This window comes from Mucilaginibacter defluvii, assembly GCF_039543225.1.
Taxonomy (GTDB): Bacteria; Bacteroidota; Bacteroidia; order Sphingobacteriales; family Sphingobacteriaceae; genus Mucilaginibacter; species Mucilaginibacter defluvii.
Genome location: NZ_BAABJI010000004.1, coordinates 693,014 through 714,355, shown reverse-complemented (window position 1 = coordinate 714,355; position 21,342 = coordinate 693,014). Strand labels below are relative to the sequence as shown.

The 21,342-nt window shown below is 42.7% G+C and carries 36 protein-coding genes; 3 read left to right on the top strand and 33 right to left on the bottom strand.

Features of this window, described 5'->3' with window-relative positions; translation table 11 throughout:
* Positions 1–132 precede the first annotated feature (132 nt).
* From rplQ to rplC, 29 genes are all read right to left on the bottom strand, one after another.
* Positions 133–714, bottom strand: coding sequence for a 50S ribosomal protein L17 (gene rplQ / locus ABD960_RS20265; protein WP_345334207.1), 582 nt, complete (start codon positions 712–714; stop codon positions 133–135).
* A gap of 159 nt (positions 715–873) precedes the next feature.
* Positions 874–1,866 (bottom strand): DNA-directed RNA polymerase subunit alpha, encoded by a 993-nt coding sequence (locus ABD960_RS20260; protein ID WP_345334205.1) that lies wholly within the window; start codon positions 1,864–1,866, stop codon positions 874–876.
* 117 nt (positions 1,867–1,983) lie between these two features.
* Positions 1,984–2,592: a 30S ribosomal protein S4 gene (gene rpsD, locus ABD960_RS20255; protein ID WP_345334203.1), complete on the bottom strand. Its 609-nt coding sequence runs from the start codon at positions 2,590–2,592 to the stop codon at positions 1,984–1,986.
* A gap of 67 nt (positions 2,593–2,659) precedes the next feature.
* Positions 2,660–3,049 (bottom strand): 30S ribosomal protein S11, encoded by a 390-nt coding sequence (gene rpsK / locus ABD960_RS20250; protein ID WP_232177682.1) that lies wholly within the window; start codon positions 3,047–3,049, stop codon positions 2,660–2,662.
* 134 nt (positions 3,050–3,183) lie between these two features.
* Positions 3,184–3,561, bottom strand: coding sequence for a 30S ribosomal protein S13 (gene rpsM, locus ABD960_RS20245; protein WP_228952746.1), 378 nt, complete (start codon positions 3,559–3,561; stop codon positions 3,184–3,186).
* A 75-nt stretch (positions 3,562–3,636) separates the two neighbouring features.
* Positions 3,637–3,753, bottom strand: a complete 117-nt coding sequence (rpmJ, locus tag ABD960_RS20240; protein ID WP_074487407.1) for a 50S ribosomal protein L36 — start codon at positions 3,751–3,753, stop codon at positions 3,637–3,639.
* 7 nt (positions 3,754–3,760) lie between these two features.
* On the bottom strand, positions 3,761–3,979 hold the full coding sequence (gene infA / locus ABD960_RS20235; RefSeq protein WP_074487406.1) for a translation initiation factor IF-1: 219 nt from the start codon (positions 3,977–3,979) through the stop codon (positions 3,761–3,763).
* A 63-nt stretch (positions 3,980–4,042) separates the two neighbouring features.
* Entirely contained in the window at positions 4,043–4,834 is a 792-nt protein-coding gene (map, locus tag ABD960_RS20230) for a type I methionyl aminopeptidase (RefSeq protein WP_345334196.1), read from the bottom strand.
* A gap of 6 nt (positions 4,835–4,840) precedes the next feature.
* Entirely contained in the window at positions 4,841–6,184 is a 1,344-nt protein-coding gene (gene secY, locus ABD960_RS20225) for a preprotein translocase subunit SecY (RefSeq protein ID WP_232177685.1), read from the bottom strand.
* Positions 6,185–6,190: 6 nt separating this feature from the next.
* Positions 6,191–6,637: a 50S ribosomal protein L15 gene (gene rplO / locus ABD960_RS20220; protein WP_232177686.1), complete on the bottom strand. Its 447-nt coding sequence runs from the start codon at positions 6,635–6,637 to the stop codon at positions 6,191–6,193.
* 4 nt (positions 6,638–6,641) lie between these two features.
* Positions 6,642–6,821, bottom strand: a complete 180-nt coding sequence (rpmD, locus tag ABD960_RS20215; protein WP_232177687.1) for a 50S ribosomal protein L30 — start codon at positions 6,819–6,821, stop codon at positions 6,642–6,644.
* 5 nt (positions 6,822–6,826) lie between these two features.
* On the bottom strand, positions 6,827–7,345 hold the full coding sequence (rpsE, locus tag ABD960_RS20210) for a 30S ribosomal protein S5 (RefSeq protein ID WP_194101685.1): 519 nt from the start codon (positions 7,343–7,345) through the stop codon (positions 6,827–6,829).
* A 12-nt stretch (positions 7,346–7,357) separates the two neighbouring features.
* Entirely contained in the window at positions 7,358–7,708 is a 351-nt protein-coding gene (gene rplR, locus ABD960_RS20205) for a 50S ribosomal protein L18 (protein ID WP_232177688.1), read from the bottom strand.
* Positions 7,709–7,713: 5 nt separating this feature from the next.
* A complete protein-coding gene (gene rplF, locus ABD960_RS20200) occupies positions 7,714–8,271 on the bottom strand; it encodes a 50S ribosomal protein L6 (RefSeq protein WP_232177689.1) in 558 nt (185 codons plus the stop codon).
* Positions 8,272–8,288: 17 nt separating this feature from the next.
* The gene (gene rpsH / locus ABD960_RS20195) at positions 8,289–8,687 is read right to left on the bottom strand and encodes a 30S ribosomal protein S8 (protein ID WP_262909275.1); all 399 of its coding nucleotides are present in this window, start codon (positions 8,685–8,687) and stop codon (positions 8,289–8,291) included.
* Between the two features lie 150 nt (positions 8,688–8,837).
* Positions 8,838–9,107, bottom strand: a complete 270-nt coding sequence (gene rpsN, locus ABD960_RS20190) for a 30S ribosomal protein S14 (RefSeq protein ID WP_127704053.1) — start codon at positions 9,105–9,107, stop codon at positions 8,838–8,840.
* Positions 9,100–9,660 (bottom strand): 50S ribosomal protein L5, encoded by a 561-nt coding sequence (gene rplE, locus ABD960_RS20185; protein WP_345334189.1) that lies wholly within the window; start codon positions 9,658–9,660, stop codon positions 9,100–9,102. Before rplE ends, rpsN begins: the two co-directional genes overlap by 8 nt.
* Positions 9,660–10,004, bottom strand: a complete 345-nt coding sequence (gene rplX, locus ABD960_RS20180) for a 50S ribosomal protein L24 (RefSeq protein ID WP_232177692.1) — start codon at positions 10,002–10,004, stop codon at positions 9,660–9,662. The genes rplE and rplX overlap by 1 nt, the downstream gene beginning before the upstream one ends.
* A gap of 1 nt (position 10,005) precedes the next feature.
* Positions 10,006–10,374, bottom strand: coding sequence for a 50S ribosomal protein L14 (gene rplN / locus ABD960_RS20175; RefSeq protein ID WP_067059744.1), 369 nt, complete (start codon positions 10,372–10,374; stop codon positions 10,006–10,008).
* Position 10,375: 1 nt separating this feature from the next.
* Complete coding sequence (rpsQ, locus tag ABD960_RS20170; RefSeq protein WP_232177693.1) at positions 10,376–10,630, bottom strand: 30S ribosomal protein S17; 255 nt, start codon at positions 10,628–10,630, stop codon at positions 10,376–10,378.
* Positions 10,631–10,649: 19 nt separating this feature from the next.
* A complete protein-coding gene (gene rpmC, locus ABD960_RS20165; RefSeq protein ID WP_345334185.1) occupies positions 10,650–10,862 on the bottom strand; it encodes a 50S ribosomal protein L29 in 213 nt (70 codons plus the stop codon).
* Between the two features lie 130 nt (positions 10,863–10,992).
* A complete protein-coding gene (gene rplP / locus ABD960_RS20160) occupies positions 10,993–11,415 on the bottom strand; it encodes a 50S ribosomal protein L16 (RefSeq protein WP_127704048.1) in 423 nt (140 codons plus the stop codon).
* A 50-nt stretch (positions 11,416–11,465) separates the two neighbouring features.
* Positions 11,466–12,353, bottom strand: a complete 888-nt coding sequence (gene rpsC, locus ABD960_RS20155; RefSeq protein ID WP_345334180.1) for a 30S ribosomal protein S3 — start codon at positions 12,351–12,353, stop codon at positions 11,466–11,468.
* A gap of 6 nt (positions 12,354–12,359) precedes the next feature.
* Positions 12,360–12,788 carry a 50S ribosomal protein L22 gene (gene rplV, locus ABD960_RS20150; protein WP_345334178.1) on the bottom strand — a complete coding sequence of 143 codons (429 nt, stop codon included), beginning with the start codon at positions 12,786–12,788 and terminating at the stop codon, positions 12,360–12,362.
* A gap of 6 nt (positions 12,789–12,794) precedes the next feature.
* Entirely contained in the window at positions 12,795–13,061 is a 267-nt protein-coding gene (gene rpsS / locus ABD960_RS20145; RefSeq protein WP_166586580.1) for a 30S ribosomal protein S19, read from the bottom strand.
* Positions 13,061–13,885: a 50S ribosomal protein L2 gene (gene rplB / locus ABD960_RS20140; protein WP_345334173.1), complete on the bottom strand. Its 825-nt coding sequence runs from the start codon at positions 13,883–13,885 to the stop codon at positions 13,061–13,063. Before rplB ends, rpsS begins: the two co-directional genes overlap by 1 nt.
* Positions 13,886–13,894: 9 nt before the next feature.
* Positions 13,895–14,185 carry a 50S ribosomal protein L23 gene (gene rplW, locus ABD960_RS20135; RefSeq protein WP_232177697.1) on the bottom strand — a complete coding sequence of 97 codons (291 nt, stop codon included), beginning with the start codon at positions 14,183–14,185 and terminating at the stop codon, positions 13,895–13,897.
* Between the two features lie 2 nt (positions 14,186–14,187).
* Positions 14,188–14,817: a 50S ribosomal protein L4 gene (rplD, locus tag ABD960_RS20130; RefSeq protein WP_345334171.1), complete on the bottom strand. Its 630-nt coding sequence runs from the start codon at positions 14,815–14,817 to the stop codon at positions 14,188–14,190.
* A gap of 1 nt (position 14,818) precedes the next feature.
* On the bottom strand, positions 14,819–15,436 hold the full coding sequence (gene rplC, locus ABD960_RS20125; RefSeq protein ID WP_232177699.1) for a 50S ribosomal protein L3: 618 nt from the start codon (positions 15,434–15,436) through the stop codon (positions 14,819–14,821).
* A 234-nt stretch (positions 15,437–15,670) separates the two neighbouring features.
* Here rplC and ABD960_RS20120 point away from each other — a divergent pair, with 234 nt between their 5' ends.
* Positions 15,671–16,327 (top strand): energy transducer TonB, encoded by a 657-nt coding sequence (locus ABD960_RS20120; RefSeq protein WP_345334168.1) that lies wholly within the window; start codon positions 15,671–15,673, stop codon positions 16,325–16,327.
* 2 nt (positions 16,328–16,329) lie between these two features.
* On the opposite strand, the gene ABD960_RS20115 is transcribed toward ABD960_RS20120, so the two are convergent.
* Together ABD960_RS20115 and ABD960_RS20110 are read right to left on the bottom strand one after the other, a co-directional pair.
* Positions 16,330–18,183, bottom strand: coding sequence for a rhomboid family intramembrane serine protease (locus ABD960_RS20115; protein ID WP_345334166.1), 1,854 nt, complete (start codon positions 18,181–18,183; stop codon positions 16,330–16,332).
* 33 nt (positions 18,184–18,216) lie between these two features.
* Positions 18,217–19,476, bottom strand: a complete 1,260-nt coding sequence (locus tag ABD960_RS20110) for a prephenate dehydrogenase/arogenate dehydrogenase family protein (RefSeq protein ID WP_486348237.1) — start codon at positions 19,474–19,476, stop codon at positions 18,217–18,219.
* A gap of 129 nt (positions 19,477–19,605) precedes the next feature.
* Here ABD960_RS20110 and ABD960_RS20105 point away from each other — a divergent pair, with 129 nt between their 5' ends.
* Complete coding sequence (locus ABD960_RS20105) at positions 19,606–20,235, top strand: hypothetical protein (protein ID WP_345334162.1); 630 nt, start codon at positions 19,606–19,608, stop codon at positions 20,233–20,235.
* A 50-nt stretch (positions 20,236–20,285) separates the two neighbouring features.
* Here ABD960_RS20105 and ABD960_RS20100 read toward each other — a convergent pair whose 3' ends face one another.
* Entirely contained in the window at positions 20,286–20,450 is a 165-nt protein-coding gene (locus ABD960_RS20100) for a hypothetical protein (protein ID WP_345334160.1), read from the bottom strand.
* Between the two features lie 162 nt (positions 20,451–20,612).
* On the opposite strand from ABD960_RS20100, the gene ABD960_RS20095 reads away from it, so the two are divergent.
* Positions 20,613–20,810 (top strand): hypothetical protein, encoded by a 198-nt coding sequence (locus ABD960_RS20095; RefSeq protein ID WP_345334158.1) that lies wholly within the window; start codon positions 20,613–20,615, stop codon positions 20,808–20,810.
* A 75-nt stretch (positions 20,811–20,885) separates the two neighbouring features.
* Here ABD960_RS20095 and rpsJ read toward each other — a convergent pair whose 3' ends face one another.
* On the bottom strand, positions 20,886–21,191 hold the full coding sequence (rpsJ, locus tag ABD960_RS20090) for a 30S ribosomal protein S10 (protein ID WP_022830652.1): 306 nt from the start codon (positions 21,189–21,191) through the stop codon (positions 20,886–20,888).
* Positions 21,192–21,342: the final 151 nt, after the last annotated feature.

Below are 21,342 nucleotides of genomic sequence, written 5' to 3'. Positions count from 1 at the left end.
GTCAGCAAAATAAGACAGATTGATGACAGGTTGTCAGAGCCCTCAGATATCAACTAATCATAAAATGCCATATAAAAAAAACGCCCGACTGATACCAGCCGGGCGTTTTTACCTTCTAAATTCTGTTATGAATTATTCGCCTTTTTCAGCGTTTTCTTCTTTCTCAGGAGTTGCAGGTGCTTCGGTAGCCGGAGTTTCCTCGGCAGCAGCTTCAGCTTTCGGAGCTTCTTCAACTACTACCGCGTCATCAGCAGGAGTAACGTCAGCAGTTGCAGCAGCAGCTTTACCTTTACCGGCACCACCACGGCGGCGAGTTGATTTTTTAGCAGCAGGAGCAGCTTCAGCGCCGTAAACCGTGTTATAATCAACCAGCTCGATGATTGCTACTTCAGCGTTATCACCTAAACGGTTTTCCATTTTGATGATACGTGTATAACCACCCGGACGGTCAGCAACTTTGGCTGCTATATCACGAAACAGTTCCGCAACAGCATCTTTACTTTTAAGGTAAGAGAACACTGTACGACGAGAGTGTGTAGTATCGTTTTTTGATTTGGTGATCAATGGCTCAACATAACCGCGCAGGGCTTTTGCTTTTGCCAATGTTGTTGTAATACGCTTATGTAATATAAGCGAAGAAGCCATGTTGCTCATCATCGCTTTGCGATGACTGTCGGTGCGGCCTAAGTGGTTAACTTTTTTACCGTGTCTCATTTTGTTTTTTGTTGTGGCACGTGCATACCGTCGGGCGGCGTATTATCGTCAAGCCCTCGGAATTATGCCTATTGTTTATTGTTAGAATTAAGAATCAAGAGCTAAGAAACAAGAGCCTTTCTTGAATCCTGGCTCTTAACTCTTGTATCTATATAAATATTATTCTTCGTCCAGCTTATATTTAGCCAGGTTCATGCCGAAAGAAAGACCTTTTGATTTAACCAGGTCCTGAATTTCAGTTAATGACTTTTTACCGAAATTGCGGAACTTCAACATATCAGCTACGTCATACGATACCAGATCAGCCAGGCTGCGGATGTCAGCAGCTTTCAGGCAGTTAAGGGCACGTACTGAAAGGTCAAGATCAACCAGCTCGGTTTTCAGGATCTTGCGCATGTGCAGGATCTCTTCGTCAACCTCTTTGGTTTCCTCTTTGGCCTGAGCCTCTAACATCATGTTCTCATCAGAGAATAACATAAAGTGCTGGATCAGGATTTTCGCAGCTTCTTTAAGTGCATCTTCCGGGTGGATAGAACCGTCAGTAGCAATGTCAAGAACCAGTTTCTCGTAGTCGGTTTTTTGCTCAACACGATAGTTCTCGATGGTGTACTTAACGTTTTTGATCGGCGTGTAGATTGAATCGATAGCGATAACACCTACGTTAGCATCCGGATTTTTGTTCTCCTCGCTTGCAACATAACCACGGCCTTTACCTACGGTCAGTTCCACCTCAAGTGTCACTGATGAATCCATATTGGCTAAAACCATATCAGGGTTAAGTACGGTGAAGTTGTTTGAGAACTTGGTGATATCACCAGCCTTAAAGCTATCCTGGCCGTTGATGATCACAAATACTTTTTCGCTGTCGCCAGACTCACCGGTTTTCTTAAACCTTACTTGTTTCAGGTTCAGGATGATCTCGGTTACATCTTCAACAACTCCTTTTATGGTTGAAAATTCGTGCGTAACTCCTGAAAAACGAACAGAAGTGATAGCAAAACCTTCTAACGATGAAAGTAATATACGACGCAGAGCATTACCTATGGTTACACCGAAACCTGGTTCTAAGGGACGGAATTCGAACGTACCTTCAAAATCAGTCGATTTTTGCATGATAACCTTGTCCGGTTTCTGAAATGCTAAAATTGCCATTTATATCCTTTTTTTAGTTTCTAATTGTATTTAAACAGACGTGAGATATACAGTATAAGACATGAGTTTGTTAATTAAAAACCCATATCTTATACTATATATCTCAAATCCTATATCTTATTTAGAGTACAACTCGACGATTAAATTCTCTTTGATATTCTCAGGAATTTCATCGCGGTTTGGATAGTTAAGGAATTTACCAACTAATTCGTTAGCATCCCACTCTAACCAGCTATATTTATTGATCCTGCGGCCGGCAACTGAATTAGTGATAGCCTCAAGAGATTTTGATTTTTCGCGTACTGCAATAATATCGCCGGCTCTTAATGAATAAGAAGCAATATTCACAACCTCACCGTTAACAGTGATGTGTTTGTGGCCTACTAACTGGCGTGCAGCTGAACGTGTAGGAGCGATACCTAAACGATAAACAGCGTTATCTAAACGAGCTTCCAGGAATTTCAACAGGTTTTCACCGGTAATGCCTTCTTTAGCTGAAGCGCGGTGGAAAAGGTTTTCGAACTGACGCTCTAATACACCGTAAGTATATTTCACCTTTTGTTTCTCTTGCAACTGAGTTGAATACTCTGATTGCTTACCTCTCCTTTTTGAGGCACCGTGCATGCCGGGAGGATAGTTTTTTCTTTCTAACGCCTTGTCCGGACCGAAAATCGGTTCACGGAAACGGCGCGCAATTTTGGATTTTGGTCCTGTATACCTTGCCATTGTGTTGTTGTTTTAAAGTATCATGCAACCTTTAGCTGCAGAATCTTAGCTTTAAAAATCGTGTTAATTAAACTCTTCTTCTTTTTGAAGGACGGCAACCGTTGTGCGGAAGCGGTGTGATATCTTTGATAGTGGTAACTTCGATACCTGTAGTTTGCAAGGTACGGATAGCCGATTCACGACCAGCCCCCGGGCCTTTTACAAATACTTCTACCTTACGTAAACCAAGGTCATAAGCAACTTTACCGCAATCGGCAGCAGCTTGAGACGCAGCGTATGGCGTGTTCTTTTTTGAACCTTTAAAACCCATTTTACCGGCTGATGACCATGATACAGCCTGCCCGTTTTTATTGGTAAGGGTGATGATAATATTGTTGAAAGTAGCGTTAATATGCGCTTCGCCAACAGGCTCAACAACTACAATACGCTTTTTGGTTACTTTTTTGCTTTTAGCCATTTTATTTTTAAGTTTTGAGATAAGAGATTTGAGATGTGAGGCTTAGCGCCTCATTTCAAATAAATCGTATCCTATGCTTTATCCGTCAGATGCGCTGCATGTGAAAGCATCACACCTAACATCTTAATTATTTATTACTTAGTAGCTTTTTTCTTGTTAGCAACAGTCTTACGCTTACCTTTACGGGTACGTGAGTTGTTTTTAGTACGCTGGCCACGCAGAGGTAAACCTTTACGGTGACGGGTACCACGGTAACAACCGATATCCATTAAACGCTTGATGTTAAGCTGTACTTCTGAACGAAGAGCTCCTTCAACTTTGATTTGATCATTAATGATACCACGGATAGCGGCTAACTGATCGTCAGTCCAATCCTGCACTTTAATGTTTACGTCGATACCTGCCTGATCCAAGATATCCTGGGCGGTTGAACGACCGATACCGTAAATGTAGGTAAGGCCGATCACGCCTCTTTTGTTTTTTGGTAAATCAATACCTGAAATCCTTGCCATATTTATAATTTTCCGTTGTTACGCAACAACCGACCGGCGGCTACCGATGTACAATTGTTGCCAATTTCTTTTTTATTAACCCTGACGTTGTTTGTACTTAGGGTTCTTTTTGTTGATAACGTAAAGTTTACCATTGCGGCGGATGATTTTGCAATCAGCACTACGCTTTTTAATTGATGCTCTAACCTTCATCGCTTTTTTATTTATATCTGTAAGTAATCCTGCCTTTGGTCAAATCGTAAGGGCTCATCTCCAGTTTTACCCTGTCGCCAGGAAGAATTTTGATGTAGTGCATACGCATTTTGCCTGATATATGCGCTATAATTTCGTGACCGTTCTCCAATTCAACCCTGAACATTGCGTTTGACAATGCTTCTTTTATTGTGCCGTCCTGCTCGATCGACGATTGTTTAGCCATATTTTATTGATTTCTACTTAATTACCCGCCCTCAAAGCGGGACGCAAAATTAATAAAAATTTTTTAATTATTATTTTTTTCTTTCAAAACATTGTCAATGTATGAAAATGTTGAAAGTATATCTGCTTTACCCTTTTTAATAGCCACTGTATGCTCAAAATGTGCCGATGGTTTCCCATCTACTGTTGATACTGTCCAGCCATCATCCCAAAACTTGATACCGGCGCGACCCGCATTAATCATCGGTTCAATAGCGATCACCATACCTTCCTCAAGCTTAACCCCGCTGCCTCTTTTACCATAGTTAGGTACCTCAGGCTTTTCGTGCAGCTCAAGGCCAACACCATGCCCTACCAGCTCCTTCACCACGCCAAACTTGTGCTTCTCAGCATGCTCCTGCACGGCATAGGCTATATCGCCTACACGCATACCGGTAACAGCTTTCTCAATGCCTTTGTCAAGGCACTCGCGGGTTACGCGCAAAAGGGTTTTAGTGGTTTCATCGACTTCGCCTATAGCAAAGGTAAAAGCGGAGTCGCCGTAATATTTATTCAGTATAACACCACAATCTACTGATACTATATCGCCATCAACCAAAACATGCTTACCCGGAAAACCATGCACTACCTGATCATTCAGGGAAATACAGAGTGAATATGGAAAGCCGTGAAAGTTCAGGAAAGCAGGGATGCCGCCATTATCACGAATATAGGTTTCAGCAAGGTTGTTGAGCTCAAGCGTGGTAACACCGGGACCAATTACCTTAGCCACTTCGGCCAGGGTTTTTGACACCATCTGCGCGCTCGCACGTATCAGCTCAACTTCCTCTGCAGATTTGTAATGTATTTTGGGCATTAGTAATTAAATAGCCGGAGGTACAGTGCCTGGCGCGGCAGGTACTGCCGAACGGCCTTTAATACGTCCTGTTTTCATCAGGCCATCATAGTGGCGCATTAACAAATGGCTTTCAACCTGCTGCAAGGTATCTAACACAACACCTACTAATATAATCAAAGACGTACCGCCAAAGAAACGGGCGAACAAGCTGTTTACACCTACGCTGCTGGCCAATGCCGGTATTATAGCTATAATAGCTAAGAACACGGAACCGGGCAGTGTGATCTTTGAAATAACATCGTCAATATAGTCGGCAGTAGTTTTACCCGGTTTAACACCCGGAATAAAGCCCCCGTTTTTCTTCATATCATCAGCCATCTGGTTAGGATTAACCGTGATAGCTGTATAAAAGTAAGTGAACAGGATGATCAATACCGCAAACAATATATTGTGCGACCATGAGTTGTAGTTGGCTAACGACATTAAAACGCCGTTAGAAGCTGTGCTCGGGAAAAACTGCGGAATAGTAGCCGGTATAAACATCAATGCCTGGGCAAAGATGATCGGCATTACACCTGCAGCATTTACCTTTAGAGGGATATACTGACGAACGCCGCCATATTGCTTGTTACCCACAATACGTTTTGCGTATTGCACCGCAATTTTACGTGTACCCTGTACTATCAGTATGGTAAACATAACTACCAGTATCAGCGCAACAATCTCAACAATAAAGGTTACCAAACCACCTGCACCAGTAGTACGGGCATTAAACTCCGTACCAAAAGCGCCCGGCAATTGGGCAATGATACCCACCATGATGATCAATGATATACCGTTACCGATACCTTTATCAGTGATTTTTTCACCAAGCCACATCACAAACAGGGTACCTGCAGTTAACACAAATACGCTGATCAGGGTAAAGTAAGGCTCTTCTAAAAGCTTTGCTTCCTGGTTGATCTGCGATTTGATGTAACCGATAGCCTGTAAAGCGGTGATAGCGATAGTAAGGTAACGGGTCCACTGGTTAATTTTGTTACGGCCGCTTTCGCCCTCTTTTTGCATTTTAGCAAAGTAAGGCACGGCAATACCCAGCAATTGCACCACGATAGAGGCCGAAATGTATGGCATCACACCCAGTGCAAAAATTGATGAGCGGGAGAACGAGCCTCCCGCAAACATATTCAATAAGCCTAACAACCCTTCTTTAGCGGTTTCGTTGCTGATAGCAGCCGCGTCAACGCCCGGAAGGATGATGAATGAACCTACACGGTATATCAGAAGAAATAAGAGTGTGTTTATAATACGCACTCTTAGATCCTCAATTTTCCAGATATTGGAAAGTGTGGTGAATAATTTCTTCATTGAAATTTACAACTTAACGATTGTACCGCCTGCTGCTTCGATTGCTTTCTGGGCAGAGGCAGAAAATGCATGCGCTTTAACTTCTACTTTGGCTTTTATCTCACCACGACCAAGAATTTTTACCAGGTCATTTTTTGAAACTAAACCATGCTCTTTCAAAGTATCAAAATCAATAGTTGAAATTGAATACTTTTCGGTTAAACCCTGCAATGCATCAAGGTTAATGCTTACGTATTCAACACGGTTAGGGTTTTTAAAACCTACCTTTGGTACGCGGCGCTGTAACGGCATCTGGCCACCTTCAAAACCAACTTTAGTGCTGGTACCAGAGCGTGAACCGGCGCCTTTATGGCCACGGGTTGAAGTACCACCACGGCCTGAACCGGTACCTCTGCCTATTCTCTTTCTGCTTTTGGTAGAACCTTCAGCAGGTTTAAGATTATTTAAATTCATGATATTAAATGCTTTCTATTGCTACCAAATGATTAACTTTTCGCACCATACCGATGATAGCCGGAGTAGCTTCAACCTCAACGCTATGGTTAATTTTTTTTAGGCCCAATGCTGCAATGGTCCTTTTTTGGCGCTCAGTTCTATCGATCACGCTCTTAATCTGAGTTATTTTGATTTTTGCCATGATGATTATCCGTTAAATACTTTACCTAAGTTAACACCACGGTGCTGAGCTACTGTATAAGCATCGCGCAGTTGCGCTAAAGCTGATACGGTTGCCTTAACCACGTTGTGCGGGTTTGATGAACCTTTTGATTTTGCCAATACGTTGTGTACACCGGCGCTTTCTAATACCGCACGCATCGCACCACCGGCAATAACACCGGTACCGTTAGCAGCTGGTTTTATGAAAACAAAACCGCCAGAGAATTTACCTATTTGCTCATGAGGCACAGTACCATTAATGATAGGCACCTTTACCAGGTTCTTTTTAGCATCATCAATGCCTTTGGCGATAGCCTCGGTAACCTCTTTTGCTTTACCTAAGCCATAACCTACAACACCGTTCTCATCGCCCACTACCACAATGGCACTGAAGCTGAAAGTACGGCCACCTTTGGTTACTTTGGCCACACGTTGTATGCTTACCAGGCGATCTTTTAATTCGATCTCGCTGGTTTTTACTCTTTTTATGTTGATTGTTGACATCTCTCGTTTCTATTAAAAGTTTAAACCACCTTCACGTGCACCTTCAGCCAGTGATTTAACACGGCCATGGTACAAATAACCATTCCTGTCAAACACCACATCTTTGATACCGGCGGCAATAGCTTTCTCAGCTACCAGTTTGCCTACAGCTACAGATTGATCTGATTTTGAACCATTAGCCGAAAAATCCTTAGATAAAGATGATGCTGATACTAATGTTTTACCGGTTACATCGTCAATGATCTGAGCGTAAATACCTTTATTGCTTCTGTACACTGACAAGCGCGGACGCGCTGAAGAACCTGAAATACGGTTTCTGATTCCTCTTTTTATTCTGTCTCTTCTTGATAATTTACCTGCCATGACGATTATTTTTTAGATGCTGATTTACCTGCTTTTCTACGTAATACTTCGCCTACAAACTTGATACCTTTACCTTTGTAAGGCTCCGGTGCACGTAACGAACGTATTTTTGCAGCAACCTGACCGATCAATTGTTTATCAATTGATTCCAGGATGATGGTAGGGTTTTTACCCTTTTCAGCGGTGGTTGTAACCTTAATTTCTTGTGGTAACTCAAAAATATAGTGGTGAGAGTAACCCAAAACTAAATCTAAAGTATTACCTGTGTTGGTGGCGCGGTAACCTACACCCACTAATTCCTGCTCAACTTTGTAACCAGTGGTTACACCAACAACCATGTTATTTAAAAGCGCACGGTATAAGCCGTGTAATGCTTTGTGACGTTTTTGGTCAGACGGGCGTTTAACCAGTAACTGGCCGTCTTCTTGCTCAACAGTGATATCTTTATCAACTGCCTGCTGCAATTCACCTTTAGGGCCTTTTACGGTAACTACGTTATCAGCTGATACGGTTACTGTTACGCCCGAGGCTAATGCTATAGGTGCTTTTCCTACTCTTGACATTGCTTAATTTCCTCCTATTAATAAACGTAGCATAAAACTTCGCCACCAACGTTGTGCTGACGGGCTTCCTTATCTGTCATTACACCTTTTGAGGTTGACAGAATTGCGATACCTAAACCATTTAATACACGTGGCATGTTAGTAGTACCTGCGTATTTTCTCAAACCTGGTTTACTGATACGCTGAATGCTGCGGATAGCAGGGATTTTAGTGATCGGGTGGTATTTCAAAGCCACTTTGATAGTGCCCTGAGGACCAACTTCCTCAAACTTGTAATTAGCGATGTAACCTTTGTCGAAAAGCACTTTCGTGATTTCCTTTTTCAGATTTGATGCAGGAATTTCAACAACCCTATGGTTGGCTTTGATAGCATTCCTTACTCTTGTAAGATAATCTGCGATTGGATCTGTATTCATTATTGTTGTTTATGATGGTGGTTTCCTTTAGCCACCGTGGCTAACGACCTTCCATCGGTTAGTTTTTATTCTTTTTAAATGAGATTAGTGATTTGCGATTAGTGATCAGTTAAACCAATCACCATTCACAAATCACTACTCACTGTATTTTTACCAGCTTGCTTTTTTAACACCCGGTATCTGGCCTGCTAAGGCCATCTCGCGAAATGTTACACGCGAAATACCGAACTGGCGCATATAACCACGAGGGCGGCCGGTTAATTTGCAACGGTTGTGCAGCTTTACCGGTGATGATGCTTTAGGTAATTTATCTAAAGCGATCCAATCACCTGCTTCTTTCAAAGCAGCTCTTTTTTCAGCGTATTTAGCTACTAATTTAGCACGTTTAACTTCACGCGCCTTTACACCTTCTTTAGCCATTATTTTGATTTTTAAATGGTAATCCAAATTGTTTCAGCAACTCCAGGGCCTCAACATCGTTAGTGGCCGAAGTTACAAAGGTAATATCCATACCCTGAATTTTATTGATTTTGTCAATATTGATTTCAGGGAAGATGATTTGCTCGGTAATACCTAAAGTATAGTTGCCTTTACCGTCAAAACCTTTATCGTTAATACCTTTGAAATCGCGGATACGCGGAAGGGCAACAGCGATCAAACGGTCAAGGAATTCATACATCGTGTTATCACGTAAAGTAACACGTACACCTACCGGCATACCTTTACGTAATTTGAAGTTTGAGATATCCTTTTTTGATTTTGAAGCAACTGCTTGCTGACCGGTAATGGTAGTTAGCTCAGTGATGGTATTCTCGATAAGTTTTTTATCGGTAGTAGCACCGCCAACACCCTGGTTGATAGCAATTTTTTGCAGTTTCGGAACCTGCATCACGCTTTTGTACTGAAATTTATCTTTCAGCGCAGTGCGGATCTCCTCTTTATATTTCGATTTTAATCTCGGTGTGTAAGTCATTACTTAATTTCCTCCCCTGATTTTTTTGCTACCCTTACCAGTTTACCGGCGTCATTTAGCTTACGGCCTACGCGGGTGGTGTTACCTGTTTTAGGGTCAACCAGCGCCAGGTTCGAAATATGAATAGCCGCTTCTTGTTTAACGATACCGCCGTTTGGATTAGCAGCATTAGGTTTAGTGTGTTTTGACACCATGTTGGCGCCTTCAACCACAGCCCTGTTTTTTGCTGTAATTATTTCAACGATTTTACCTTGTGATCCTTTTGAATCTCCGGAAATAACCTTAACCAGGTCGCCCTTGCGGAGCTTTAATTTGCCGGTTTGCGCTTTTACTTTCTGTGCCATGTTACAATACCTCCGGTGCTAATGATACAATTTTCATAAATTGTTTCTCACGCAGTTCTCTGGCAACCGGGCCAAAGATACGGGTACCTCTTGGCTCGTCCTGGTTATTTAACAAAACGGCTGCGTTATCGTCGAAACGGATATATGAACCATCTTTACGACGGATCTCTTTTTTAGTTCTTACTACTACGGCTTTTGATACGGTGCCTTTTTTAACGTTTCCTGACGGAATTGCGCTTTTAACGGTAACAACGATTTTGTCACCAATTGAGGCATATCTTTTACCCGTACCACCTAATACGCGGATCACTAAAACTTCTTTAGCGCCGCTGTTATCGGCTACGTTTAATCTTGATTCCTGTTGTACCATGTTATTTAGCCCTTTCTAAAATTTCAACTAATCTCCAGTTCTTATTTTTGCTCAGGGGGCGGGTTTCCATAATTAATACGGTATCGCCAATACCACAGGTATTTGCTTCATCATGAGCCATAAACTTGGTAGTTTTTTTTACGAACTTACCATAGATTGGGTGCTTTACTTTACGCTCCACGGCAACTACAATAGATTTCTCCATTTTATTGCTAACTACCAAACCGGTACGTGTTTTTCTTAAATTTCTTTCCATTTTTTCCCGACGTTAAAAATTAATTCGTTTCAGAAGCTGACGCCGCTGCTTTACGTTTTGTTAATTCGGTATTCAAACGAGCGATGTCCTTACGTACCTTTGTTATACGGCTTGGATTTTCAATAGCCGATACCGCGTGCGCAAATTTCAGTTTAGTAAGGCTGTTTTTCTCCTCACCGATCTTTGCAACCAATTCCTCGGTTGAAAGCTCTAAAATTTCTGAGTTCTTCATTTTATAATTTGTTGTATGCTGTAGGTTGTGAGTTGCAAGCAATATGTAACTCACAACTTTTCAACTTACAATGTTTATCCCACACTACAGGTATTCAATTTACGTTGTTTACCACCTGTAGCTACCACGTTTATGCTTCGGCGTAATCTCTACGCACTATGAATTTTGTTTGTACAGGTAATTTCTGTGCTGCAAGGCGCAATGCTTCTTTAGCAACTTCTAAAGGCACACCTTCTGCTTCAAAGATGATCCTGCCGGGGCGTACAACCGCTACCCAGTATTCAGGGGCACCTTTACCTTTACCCATACGTACCTCTGCAGGCTTTTTAGTTACAGGCTTGTCAGGGAAAATCCTGATCCATACCTGGCCTTCACGTTTCATAAAACGTGTTACAGCGATACGGGCTGCCTCGATCTGGCGGCTGGTTATCCAGGCCGGCTCGAGTGATTTTATACCGAAAGATCCGAATGAAAGCTCAGCACCACGGGTGGCTAAACCTTTCATTCTGCCTTTTTGCATCTTTCTGAACTTCGTTCTTTTTGGCTGTAGCATTTTTTTAAGCTTTTATATCTAAACGATGTCTGTCTCGACTTGGTTAATAATTATCTTCTACCTTGACCTTGTCCGCCCGGGCGATTGCCGCCGCCACGGTTAAAACCACCCTGGCCACCACGGTTGTTGTTACCACCTGGGCCACGGTTGTTACCACCTGGGCCGCGGTTGCCACCGCCACGGCTGTCACGACGTTCGCCGCCGCGCTCACCGCCACGTTGGTTACGGTCACCAAATTGTGAGCCACCTTCCGGACGGCCACCTTTACCGCTTGGGCCGCTGTTGCTGCCAATGTTCGGAGAAAGATCGCGTTTACCGTAAACTTCGCCTTTGCAAATCCAAACTTTAACACCTATTTTTCCATAAGTAGTTAAAGCTTCGCCTAAAGCGTAGTCAATATCGGCACGAAAAGTATGCAGTGGAATTCTTCCTTCTTTATACTGTTCAGTACGCGCCATCTCGGCACCGCCTAAACGGCCAGACGTCATTACCTTGATACCTTCGGCACCCATTCTCATGGTTGACGCGATGGTGGTTTTCATGGCACGACGGAAAGATATACGTGCTTCTAATTGTTTTGCTATGCCTTCAGCAACTAATTGTGCATCAAGTTCAGGGCGTTTGATCTCGAAGATGTTGATCTGAACTTCTTTTTTAGTAAGTTTTTTCAACTCTTCTTTGATCTTGTCAACTTCCTGACCGCCTTTACCGATAACGATACCCGGACGGGCAGTGTGTATAGTAACCGTGATGCGTTTTAAAGTACGTTCAATAACTACTTTAGATACACCGCCTTTGTTGATACGTGCTGATAAGTATTTGCGGATTTTTTCGTCCTCAACTAATTTGTCGGAGTAGTTGTTGCCACCGAACCAGTTAGAATCCCAACCTCTGATGATTCCTAATCTGTTACCTATTGGATGTGCTTTCTGTCCCATTTCAAATTAATTGTTTTCGTTTTTACTATCCACAATAAGCGTTACGTGGTTTGAGCGTTTACGGATGCGGTAACCTCTTCCTTGCGGAGCAGGGCGCAATCTTTTTAACTGGCGGCCACCACCTACTGAGATCTCTTTAACGAACAGGCCGGCTTCTTCAGCTTTCTTGCCTTCGTTTTTAGCTTCCCAGTTAGTAATTGCTGATACCAGTAATTTCTCAACACGAATAGCTGCTTCTTTATTTGTGAACTTTAAGATGTTCAAAGCTTCGAATACGTTTTTACCGCGTACTAAGTCAACCACCAAACGCATTTTGCGGGGTGAAGTTGGGCAGTCTTGTAACTTAGCAACAGAAGCACCTCCTATTAGAGCCTTCGCGGCCTCTTTTTGTTGCTTGATCAGTACAGACCTTTTAATTTTTGTTGTTGCTTCCATTGCCTGTTATTTTTTCTTTTCTGCGTGACCACGGAATGTACGGGTTGGAGCAAACTCTCCCAGCTTGTGACCAACCATGTTTTCGGTTACGTACACCGGTATAAACTTGTTGCCGTTGTGTACTGCAAATGTGTGACCAACGAAATCAGGAGAGATCATGGAACGGCGTGACCATGTTTTTACCACTGATTTTTTATTTGATTCATTCAGGACAAGAACTTTTCTTTCCAGGTTAAAATCAATATAAGGTCCTTTTTTAATTGAACGTGCCATTATTTCTTCCTTCTTTCAATGATGTAGCGATCCGATGTTTTCTTTTTGTCGCGGGTTTTGTAGCCTTTAGCTAACAAGCCTTTGCGTGAGCGTGGGTGACCACCTGATGCACGGCCTTCACCACCACCCATAGGGTGATCAACCGGGTTCATGGCAACACCACGAACGCGAGGCCTGCGACCTAACCAACGTTTACGACCAGCTTTACCTAACACTTCGTTAGCCTTTTCAGAGTTTGAAACGGTACCGATAGTTGCAAGGCAGGTAGCCAGGATCATACGGGTTTCGCCTGAAGGTAATTTGATAATGGCGTATTTACCATCACGTGCTGAAAGTTGAGCGTAAGTACCTGCCGAACGGGCGATGGTACCACCCTGGCCTGGGTTAAGCTCGATGTTATGGATGATCGAACCCAGCGGGATGCTCTTTAATGGTAAAGTGTTACCAACTTCAGGAGCTACAGCCTGGCCAGAAACTACGGTTAAACCAACGGTTAAACCTTCTGGAGCGATGATGTATCTCTTTTCACCGTCAGCGTATACTAATAAAGCGATACGTGCTGAACGGTTTGGATCGTACTCAATAGTCGCAACCTTTGCGGGGATGTCAAATTTGTTACGTTTAAAGTCGATCAATCGGTATGATTTCTTATGTCCCCCACCGATATAACGCATGGTCATTTTACCGGAACTGTTACGTCCGCCTGATTTCTTGTGCGATACAACCAGTGACTTTTCAGGCACGTTGGTTGTAACGTCCGAGTAATCAGCACCTACTCTGAAGCGGGTACCCGGAGTAACCGGTTTAAATCTTTTTACTGCCATTTCCGTTTTTTATATTGTGCTATAAAAATCTATTACTTCACCGTCTTTCAACGTGATAACCGCTTTTTTATAAGTAGCTGCACGGCCTTGGATGGCACCAGCTTTTGTGTTGCGGGTTTTCAGTTTTCCAACGTATTTCATGGTGTTTACCGCGGTTACGCTCACACCATACATTTGCTCAATTGCTGCCTTAATCTGAATTTTGTTGGCTCTGTGATCAACTTTGAAAGCATAACGGTTAAGCTTCTCAGTTAATTGAGCTACTTTTTCAGTAAGTATAGGCTTCTTTAAAATTTCCATAATTACTTAGCTAACGCTTCCTCCAAAGTTTTAACAGAACCAGCAGTTAACAAAAGTTTACCGGCGTTAAGTACGTCATAAGTGCTTAACTGATCGGCAGTGATAACCTTTGCTTTTTTAAGGTTTCTGCTTGATAAATACACATTGTTATTTGCAGCAGGCAATACCAGCAATGTTTTAACGTCAGACACGTTAAGATCGGCTACCAGCTTTACGTAGTTCTTGGTTTTAACACTGTCAAAGTTAAAGTCCTCTAAAACAACGATGTTGTTGTCCTGAGCTTTGTATGACAGGGCTGACTTACGAGCCAGTGCTTTAAGCTTTTTGTTCAGCTTAAAGCTGTAATCGCGCGGCTGCGGGCCAAATACACGGCCACCACCATTAAACAATGGCGATTTGATGCTACCAGCACGGGCACCACCGGTACCTTTTTGTTTGTATAGCTTGCGGGTTGAACCTGCAATTTCATTACGCTGTTTTGCTTTGTGAGTACCTTGGCGTTGGTTAGCTAAATACTGCTTAACGTCAAGATAGATAGCATGGTCGTTTGGCTCAATACCGAATACGGACTCAGGAAGCTGCACCTTGGCACCTGTTTCTTTACCTGAGATGTTCAATACATTCACTTCCATCTTATTTATCCACTATTACGAATGAACCCTTGGCTCCTGGGATGGAACCTTTAACAACTAATAGGTTTTGCTCAGCAAATACCTTTACTACTTCCAGGTTCTGAACCTTAACGCGAACGTTACCGGTTTGTCCCGCCATGCGCATACCTTTAAATACGCGTGATGGCCATGATGACGCACCTAATGAACCCGGCGCACGTAAACGGTTGTGCTGGCCGTGAGTTTGCATACCCACACCGCCAAACCCGTGGCGCTTTACAACACCCTGAAAACCTTTACCTTTTGAGGTACCAACCACGTCCACAAAATCACCAATCTCAAAAATGTCGACAGTAACGGTGTCGCCTAATGATTTTTGATCCTCGAATGATTTGAACTCAACCAGCTTGCTTTTTGGCGCAGTGCCGGCTTTTTGGAAATGGCCTTTTAAAGGAGCAGTAGTGTTTTTTTCCTTTTTTTCGCCGTATGCCAACTGAACAGCAGCATACCCGTCTGCTTCAACAGACTTCACTTGCGTAACTACGCAAGGGCCAGCCTCGATCACAGTACATGGGATGTTTTTCCCTGACTCGTCGAAAATGCTGGTCATTCCTACTTTTTTACCAATAATTCCTGACATTTCTTTTAATTTGTTAAAGCCCATCGAAGCAGTAGGGCTTCGTTCAAGGCGTAATATTCCCGTTTAAGGGACGGCAAAGTTAGAAATTTTACTTTAATTGTCAAATAGTTACGAAGTTATTTTTAAAATATTTATTTAGGTGTCATGCAGTTACGTCATCAGCCTCAACAAAACACCTATTGCCTTGACGACAAGTTGATAATTGTATAAATTAGTCTGATAAACCAAACCTAAATGAAACCTGTTTTTACTTTAATTATTACTGCAATAACTTCAATTGTCGCTTACGGGCAGGAAAAGCAAGATACAACATCTTCTTCATCGAAGATAATTGAGGTAAAAAACCCTCAAATTCCTGATACAACGATACCGATAATAGACGATGACGAAATGCAACCTCAGTTTAAAGGAGGCATTGAAGCATTTTGCAAATACATCGAGAAAAGTTTAAAATACCCTGAAGTCGCTCAACTTATAGGCATTAACGGCAAGCTGAAGATGCAATTTATTGTTGATAAAGATGGAAGTATTGTTGAAGCTACACCCTTAAGCTGCATTGGTGCCGGTTGTGAGGCAGAGGCTGTAAGGGTTTTAACTAACTCGCCTAAATGGAAACCCGGGATACAAAAAGGAAAGCTTGTAAGAGTACAATATACGATACCGATTGATTTTACCACGCGAAAAGCTATGGTCAGCATGAAAGAACTCCGCAAATCCGACTATGGTTTCTTCTTCCTAATAAAAGATAAAGAATACAATATTGATCAGGCTGAAGAAGTACTTGGCAAAGAATTCTTGTCAAACAGCATCCTCATTGCCGAAGAGCAATTTGATGACCAGCATAAGGTTGCCGGTAAAAAGGCTACTTATTTGTTGAAGATAGAGGGTTAATGTTACACGGCATTCTCTTCCGGTTCATGCAATAATTCTTGCTCATTATTACTACTATCAATGCGCTGTTTTATGAAGGGATAAACAGCATAACCGGCTATTATACCTGTTACTAGTCCCCCGATATGCGCGGCATTATCAACTGCGCCTCTTATACCCATAAGCAGGTTAATGCCAATGAAAATAACCATATTGGTAAGCAATATTTTTCGTTGCGCTGACGTGTACATGCTGGTAGTTAGCAACGCCAGGTAAACGCCATACATCCCAAAAATAGCACCCGAAGCACCTACGCCAACCGTTGCAGGGTGCCACCACAAACTTGCCGCGCTGCCGGCAAGGCCAGCAAAAAGGTAAGCCAGTGCGAATTTTCGGCTGCCAATAACCGGTTCAAGCATAACGCCTATAAACATAAGTCCATACATATTTAAAAACAGGTGCATTACTCCACCATGCAGAAACGTAGCTGTGAACAAACGCCAGTAATCGCCATCCATAACAGCAGGCCGATAATCGGCACCCCAAAGCAGCAGATCGGTTGAGCTGAAAGATATGAAACCTAAACCTGCGATTACCATGGCAAAAAATACCGTTATATTTAATACAATAAGTATTGGCGTTACAACATATCCTGTTCTTGGCCATAAAATCGTCTTAACATCGTTTAGCCACAGCCATCTGAATCGCTTTGAGCTCAACTTACGCTGATGATTTTTGCGAAGCGGGAAAAACTGAATGAAAATGAAAAAGACAAATGCACCGATACCAAATGAGCCGAATATCCACTTAAAGCTGTTGCCTGCCCGCGATTCAAACGGTTCGTAAGCAGGTTTTAATAATATGGTTTTATCTGCAACAATACTTTTATCCTTTTGGCTTATCGCGGTACGAAAGTTTGACAGGTCGTCACTTTTACGGAGCCTTTCGAGATAGATAAATGTACCCTGATCTACCTTGTTAAATTCTGACTGAGATACAGCAGCAAAATTATTATAGGCCGTTTCCTTTTCCTGTGGAGACAGGTCGTTCGAGATAGTTTTCTTGTAAGAAACAGCCAGCCAAGCATTTGGATTCTCAGCAACAGCGAGCGAACCACTATCTATAGGCTTATCTTTTATAATTACATGTACCACCCCATATTTAGCCGCATTGCCATAAAGCGCAACAGATGCTTTAGGATTAATAACCTGCACATCAGTAACTGTATTAGGGTCGATGTATTTAAGACTATCATTTGAAAACTTCTTCCCATTCACCAATATCAGCGCCTTTTTCATATCGATGCGGAAATTACCCCGACCGGTATTAAGACCTACATTATTTGCCGGTTGACTTTCCAAAGAATCCCGTATTGGCACGGCACAGTAAATAGTCATATCAAAATTCTGATCATATTTCCCTGAAGTCTTGAATACGGAATATATTCTCACTGCCTGCTTATCAAGGTAAAACTCCTTTAACTTGTAATACCTAGTAAGCGATTGTTTATTTATAGAACCAATATGCTCAAGAGTAGTGAGTTTACCTGTTTTAGTTTCTACACAATTCAATGCAATAAATAAAGCAGGTAATATTGAAATAATTACAAAAATCATGGCGCCATTAACCGGATCACCTGACTTGTTTTTCCGGGCGGTAAAATCTAATCGTTTAATAATTGGGGGTATAAAAATATATGCCATTATTACCGCTACCGCCCCAGGAATAATAAAGTTCTGCCACAGATCATCCAGTTCAAAAAGCTCAAACTTGATGAATACAAGCCAATGCACTAAGACATAGGCAGATATAGTAGTTACCGAGATGAGTAAGAAAGGCAGAAACACATGCCTTAGCTTTACAAAAAACTTGTTCATTATATTGTAATAAGATTTGGTTATTGATTTTTATTACTCCATCGTCAACCGTCTGATGAGTTCGGCGCTTTGCTTGTTGCCTTCATCAAGCCTGTCCTTAAAAAAAGCCTGCACCTGGTTAAAGTGTTTTTTGTAGCCTTCCATGTCGCCATAGCCTATGATGGACGACCACTCACGCACGGCGGAGTGAAATTCCAGATCGTCGCCACGGATGGTTTTATCGTACAGGGCGGTTTTTATGGATTCTTCAAGCAGTTCCTCATTCTTAAAAAGATATTCGGCAATGCCCAGCCTTAAACGGAACGGTGGGGTTTGAGCTATCAGGTTATCGTACGGACTAACGCCCAAATGATACCAGGCGTCAACCATACTCAAAATACTAAGGTGCGAGTTAGGCTTGCGCTGGGCAGGACCATCGGCTAACGAAAACTCCTTCATTACGGCATCGTTGAACATGATAGGCTTGCGGCTTTCGTGGAAAACAAAATCGCGCGCGCGGTACAGCCTGTCGCGAAACTTTTGTTCCTCTTCCATAATCATAAGCTTAAACAACTCCGACTCGGATTGCGCATAGCGTTTTACCTGCTGGCGCGCATATGGGTTCATGATAGCCAAACCGGCATACACGTGCGCCTTGTAACTGAATATACGCAGGGTGGTTAATATCTTCACATTATCAATACCGCCATGGTACGAGCCATTATCCCAGGGAAAAAAGCCGGCATTGCTCCATGCGGTGCCCATACTTTCAAAACCTACATGGGTTACGGCCTGTGTATCGGCCACGATACGGTCGTGCTCGTGGTAATCTTTTAACTCCACCACATCTGAGCCGATGGCCGTAAACAGATCAAGCATGCGCTTATAAGCATCCGCCTCAGCACGATGATTTATCAGTATCAGCTTTTGGCCTTCGGGGGCAAAGCCCGGCCCGTGCATGGCATGAAAGGTTATGATGTTGGCATCAGCAGGCAGGTGCTTTTCAAAAGCGGTTATTTCGGGGTGCTTTACTGAGGTTTGCCCGGCTACAATGGCGCCATACTTAGTGATCGGTCCGTACTCGGCAACTACCTGCATTACTTTCTCGGCCTCTACCGAGTAAATGATAAGGTCGCAGCGGTGGGCGATCTCTTTGCCGCTCTCCAGCAGTTTTACGCCGTGAGGGGCAAGGTCGGCTTCGAGCTTCTCCCTGTTTTCGGGCATATCGCAGCCAAACACTTCGTAACCCGCCTTTGCAAAAGCCTTGGCGTATAAACGCCCCATATCGCCCAAACCTATAATGCCTATTAACATGTTGCTAATATAAGTATGCAAGGCATATTTTGGAATGAAACATTATTTTCGTTTATTGCAAGCGGCTGCGAGGGTAAATAACAAATTACCGGTTAAAGTCGTTTAAAGTAAAACATCAAAGCTATACCTATGAAGAGATTATTTTTTACCCCGATAATTATTTTTATAGCGTTTTTTTCGTTCGCCCAAGGGCAGGACTCTACTAAAAAAGCCGCAACGCCTACACAAGCACGCGCGCAAACCGCGGCTCCTCAAAATACCGATCGTAGCCTGAGCGGCCAGTACCGTTACCTGCTTACCAAAACATACAACTATCAGCAACCCGTTATCGGCGCGTTTTACCGCAACGTAATGGATACCATTAAAACCGAGCGTGCGGCACTACGTAAAGCGCAGGCCACGGTAAACAGCCAGGCGGCAACAATTAAAAAACTAAACGCAGATGTTACTGCCAAAGATGAAACCATATCAGCAGCAAACTCACGGGTTGACCAGATCAACCTGCTCGGTATCGGCCTTACTAAAGCCGCCTACAATACATTGATGTGGGGCCTGGTGTTAGGCTTTGGCATTACGCTGGCCATAGTTATTATTACTACCACACGTTTCAGGCAGGAAGCCAAATACCGCATTAAGCTTTACAATGAGCTATCGGAAGAATTCCAGACCTATAAAACCAAGGCTAACGAAAAAGAGAAAAAGCTTGCCCGCGAACTGCAAACCGAGCGTAATAAGCTGGATGAACTGATGGGCAGATAGGCAATAAAATGGTATAGGCAAATATCGCAGGTGAACGGGCCAAAGCCCCGCTATTTCTTTTCCCGGTTTTTCAGATCAGCGGCTACGCTTTCATCCGTCTTTTTAGGTTGCTGTTTCGCCGTGCGGGATTCCGCCTCTTTTACTTCGTCCTTCTCACTGATAGGGCCCTCAGTACGCAATTCTTTTTCCTCTTCTTTATGATGTTGCTTTGCCATAATGATTTATTTTAAGGGTAACCGCGCGCTTTCGCGAATTGTTTAAAAGAAAATAAATTAATTCCGAAGAAACAATCTGGTATTATTTTAGCTATATTTACATACCTATTATAGCCGACGCTGCCTCACATATTTCCTGGTTTTACTTTAAATTTTTGCATTATGAAACAGGAATTAAAGCATTACGAGTTCATAAACCTGCAAACAGGCAATGTAATTTCGTACATCACGCTGCCCGCATCACTTACCGGCGCCGAACTGGAGCAACAATTGGAAAGGAAGAAAACCGAGCTGGCAGTAAACAAGCGCTTATACCTGGAGCTGATCTACTGGCAGGATCACGATCATTGCATCAGGTAAATAACGGCTTAAAACAAAACAGCCATTTGCTTTGGGCAAATGGCTGTTTTGTTATTTTCGGATCTTCCGGTACTATCACACTTTGATCTCTACTTCAACACCGCTTGGCAATTCAAGCTTCATTAAAGCATCAACAGTTTTTGAGTTTGAGCTGTAGATGTCTAATAAACGCTTGTATGAGCAAAGTTGAAATTGCTCACGTGCCTTTTTGTTTACGTGTGGTGAACGTAATACAGTGAAAATTTTCTTTTCGGTTGGTAAAGGCAGCGGTCCGCTAACTACAGCGCCGGTTGGCTTTACTGTTTTTACGATCTTCTCGGCTGACTTGTCAACCAGGTTGTAATCGTAAGATTTTAATTTGATCCTGATTCTTTGGCTCATTTTGTTATTTAATGTGTGATTTCACTGATTTGTTTAGTGATCTCACTGATTTATTGATTGATCATCCCTAAGAGCTATTTATTAGGTAATGACCTGTTTATTTTTAATTGCACTAATCTATCTGTGAAAATCACAAACAGATCAGTGCAAT

Excerpts from the sequence above, each read along its gene's own strand:
- rplN (WP_067059744.1), bottom strand. The coding sequence starts at position 10,374 with ATGGTACAACAGGAATCAAGATTAAACGTAGCCGATAACAGCGGCGCT.
- ABD960_RS20100 (WP_345334160.1), bottom strand. The coding sequence starts at position 20,450 with ATGGCAAAGCAACATCATAAAGAAGAGGAAAAAGAATTGCGTACTGAG.
- rpmC (WP_345334185.1), bottom strand. The coding sequence starts at position 10,862 with ATGAAGAACTCAGAAATTTTAGAGCTTTCAACCGAGGAATTGGTTGCA.
- rpsC (WP_345334180.1), bottom strand. The coding sequence starts at position 12,353 with ATGGGACAGAAAGCACATCCAATAGGTAACAGATTAGGAATCATCAGA.
- rpsH (WP_262909275.1), bottom strand. The coding sequence starts at position 8,687 with ATGAATACAGATCCAATCGCAGATTATCTTACAAGAGTAAGGAATGCT.
- rplF (WP_232177689.1), bottom strand. The coding sequence starts at position 8,271 with ATGTCAAGAGTAGGAAAAGCACCTATAGCATTAGCCTCGGGCGTAACA.
- rpsN (WP_127704053.1), bottom strand. The coding sequence starts at position 9,107 with ATGGCTAAAGAAGGTGTAAAGGCGCGTGAAGTTAAACGTGCTAAATTA.
- rplP (WP_127704048.1), bottom strand. The coding sequence starts at position 11,415 with ATGCTACAGCCAAAAAGAACGAAGTTCAGAAAGATGCAAAAAGGCAGA.
- rpsE (WP_194101685.1), bottom strand. The coding sequence starts at position 7,345 with ATGTCAACAATCAACATAAAAAGAGTAAAAACCAGCGAGATCGAATTA.
- rplO (WP_232177686.1), bottom strand. The coding sequence starts at position 6,637 with ATGAATTTAAATAATCTTAAACCTGCTGAAGGTTCTACCAAAAGCAGA.
- ABD960_RS20120 (WP_345334168.1), top strand. The coding sequence starts at position 15,671 with ATGAAACCTGTTTTTACTTTAATTATTACTGCAATAACTTCAATTGTC.
- rpsM (WP_228952746.1), bottom strand. The coding sequence starts at position 3,561 with ATGGCAAGGATTTCAGGTATTGATTTACCAAAAAACAAAAGAGGCGTG.
- rplC (WP_232177699.1), bottom strand. The coding sequence starts at position 15,436 with ATGTCAGGAATTATTGGTAAAAAAGTAGGAATGACCAGCATTTTCGAC.
- map (WP_345334196.1), bottom strand. The coding sequence starts at position 4,834 with ATGCCCAAAATACATTACAAATCTGCAGAGGAAGTTGAGCTGATACGT.
- rplQ (WP_345334207.1), bottom strand. The coding sequence starts at position 714 with ATGAGACACGGTAAAAAAGTTAACCACTTAGGCCGCACCGACAGTCAT.
- ABD960_RS20260 (WP_345334205.1), bottom strand. The coding sequence starts at position 1,866 with ATGGCAATTTTAGCATTTCAGAAACCGGACAAGGTTATCATGCAAAAA.
- ABD960_RS20105 (WP_345334162.1), top strand. The coding sequence starts at position 19,606 with ATGAAGAGATTATTTTTTACCCCGATAATTATTTTTATAGCGTTTTTT.
- rplR (WP_232177688.1), bottom strand. The coding sequence starts at position 7,708 with ATGGCAGGTAAATTATCAAGAAGAGACAGAATAAAAAGAGGAATCAGA.
- rplB (WP_345334173.1), bottom strand. The coding sequence starts at position 13,885 with ATGGCAGTAAAAAGATTTAAACCGGTTACTCCGGGTACCCGCTTCAGA.
- infA (WP_074487406.1), bottom strand. The coding sequence starts at position 3,979 with ATGGCTAAACAATCGTCGATCGAGCAGGACGGCACAATAAAAGAAGCA.
- rplX (WP_232177692.1), bottom strand. The coding sequence starts at position 10,004 with ATGGCACAGAAAGTAAAAGCGCAAACCGGCAAATTAAAGCTCCGCAAG.
- rplW (WP_232177697.1), bottom strand. The coding sequence starts at position 14,185 with ATGGAAATTTTAAAGAAGCCTATACTTACTGAAAAAGTAGCTCAATTA.
- ABD960_RS20110 (WP_486348237.1), bottom strand. The coding sequence starts at position 19,476 with ATGTTAATAGGCATTATAGGTTTGGGCGATATGGGGCGTTTATACGCC.
- rpsK (WP_232177682.1), bottom strand. The coding sequence starts at position 3,049 with ATGGCTAAAAGCAAAAAAGTAACCAAAAAGCGTATTGTAGTTGTTGAG.
- rplD (WP_345334171.1), bottom strand. The coding sequence starts at position 14,817 with ATGGAAGTGAATGTATTGAACATCTCAGGTAAAGAAACAGGTGCCAAG.
- rpsD (WP_345334203.1), bottom strand. The coding sequence starts at position 2,592 with ATGGCAAGGTATACAGGACCAAAATCCAAAATTGCGCGCCGTTTCCGT.
- rplV (WP_345334178.1), bottom strand. The coding sequence starts at position 12,788 with ATGGAAGCAACAACAAAAATTAAAAGGTCTGTACTGATCAAGCAACAA.
- rpsS (WP_166586580.1), bottom strand. The coding sequence starts at position 13,061 with ATGGCACGTTCAATTAAAAAAGGACCTTATATTGATTTTAACCTGGAA.
- ABD960_RS20095 (WP_345334158.1), top strand. The coding sequence starts at position 20,613 with ATGAAACAGGAATTAAAGCATTACGAGTTCATAAACCTGCAAACAGGC.
- rpmD (WP_232177687.1), bottom strand. The coding sequence starts at position 6,821 with ATGGCAAAAATCAAAATAACTCAGATTAAGAGCGTGATCGATAGAACT.
- rplE (WP_345334189.1), bottom strand. The coding sequence starts at position 9,660 with ATGACTTACACACCGAGATTAAAATCGAAATATAAAGAGGAGATCCGC.
- rpsJ (WP_022830652.1), bottom strand. The coding sequence starts at position 21,191 with ATGAGCCAAAGAATCAGGATCAAATTAAAATCTTACGATTACAACCTG.
- ABD960_RS20115 (WP_345334166.1), bottom strand. The coding sequence starts at position 18,183 with ATGAACAAGTTTTTTGTAAAGCTAAGGCATGTGTTTCTGCCTTTCTTA.
- secY (WP_232177685.1), bottom strand. The coding sequence starts at position 6,184 with ATGAAGAAATTATTCACCACACTTTCCAATATCTGGAAAATTGAGGAT.
- rpsQ (WP_232177693.1), bottom strand. The coding sequence starts at position 10,630 with ATGGAAAGAAATTTAAGAAAAACACGTACCGGTTTGGTAGTTAGCAAT.
- rpmJ (WP_074487407.1), bottom strand. The coding sequence starts at position 3,753 with ATGAAGGTTAGAGCATCAATTAAAAAGCGTAGTGCTGATTGCAAAATC.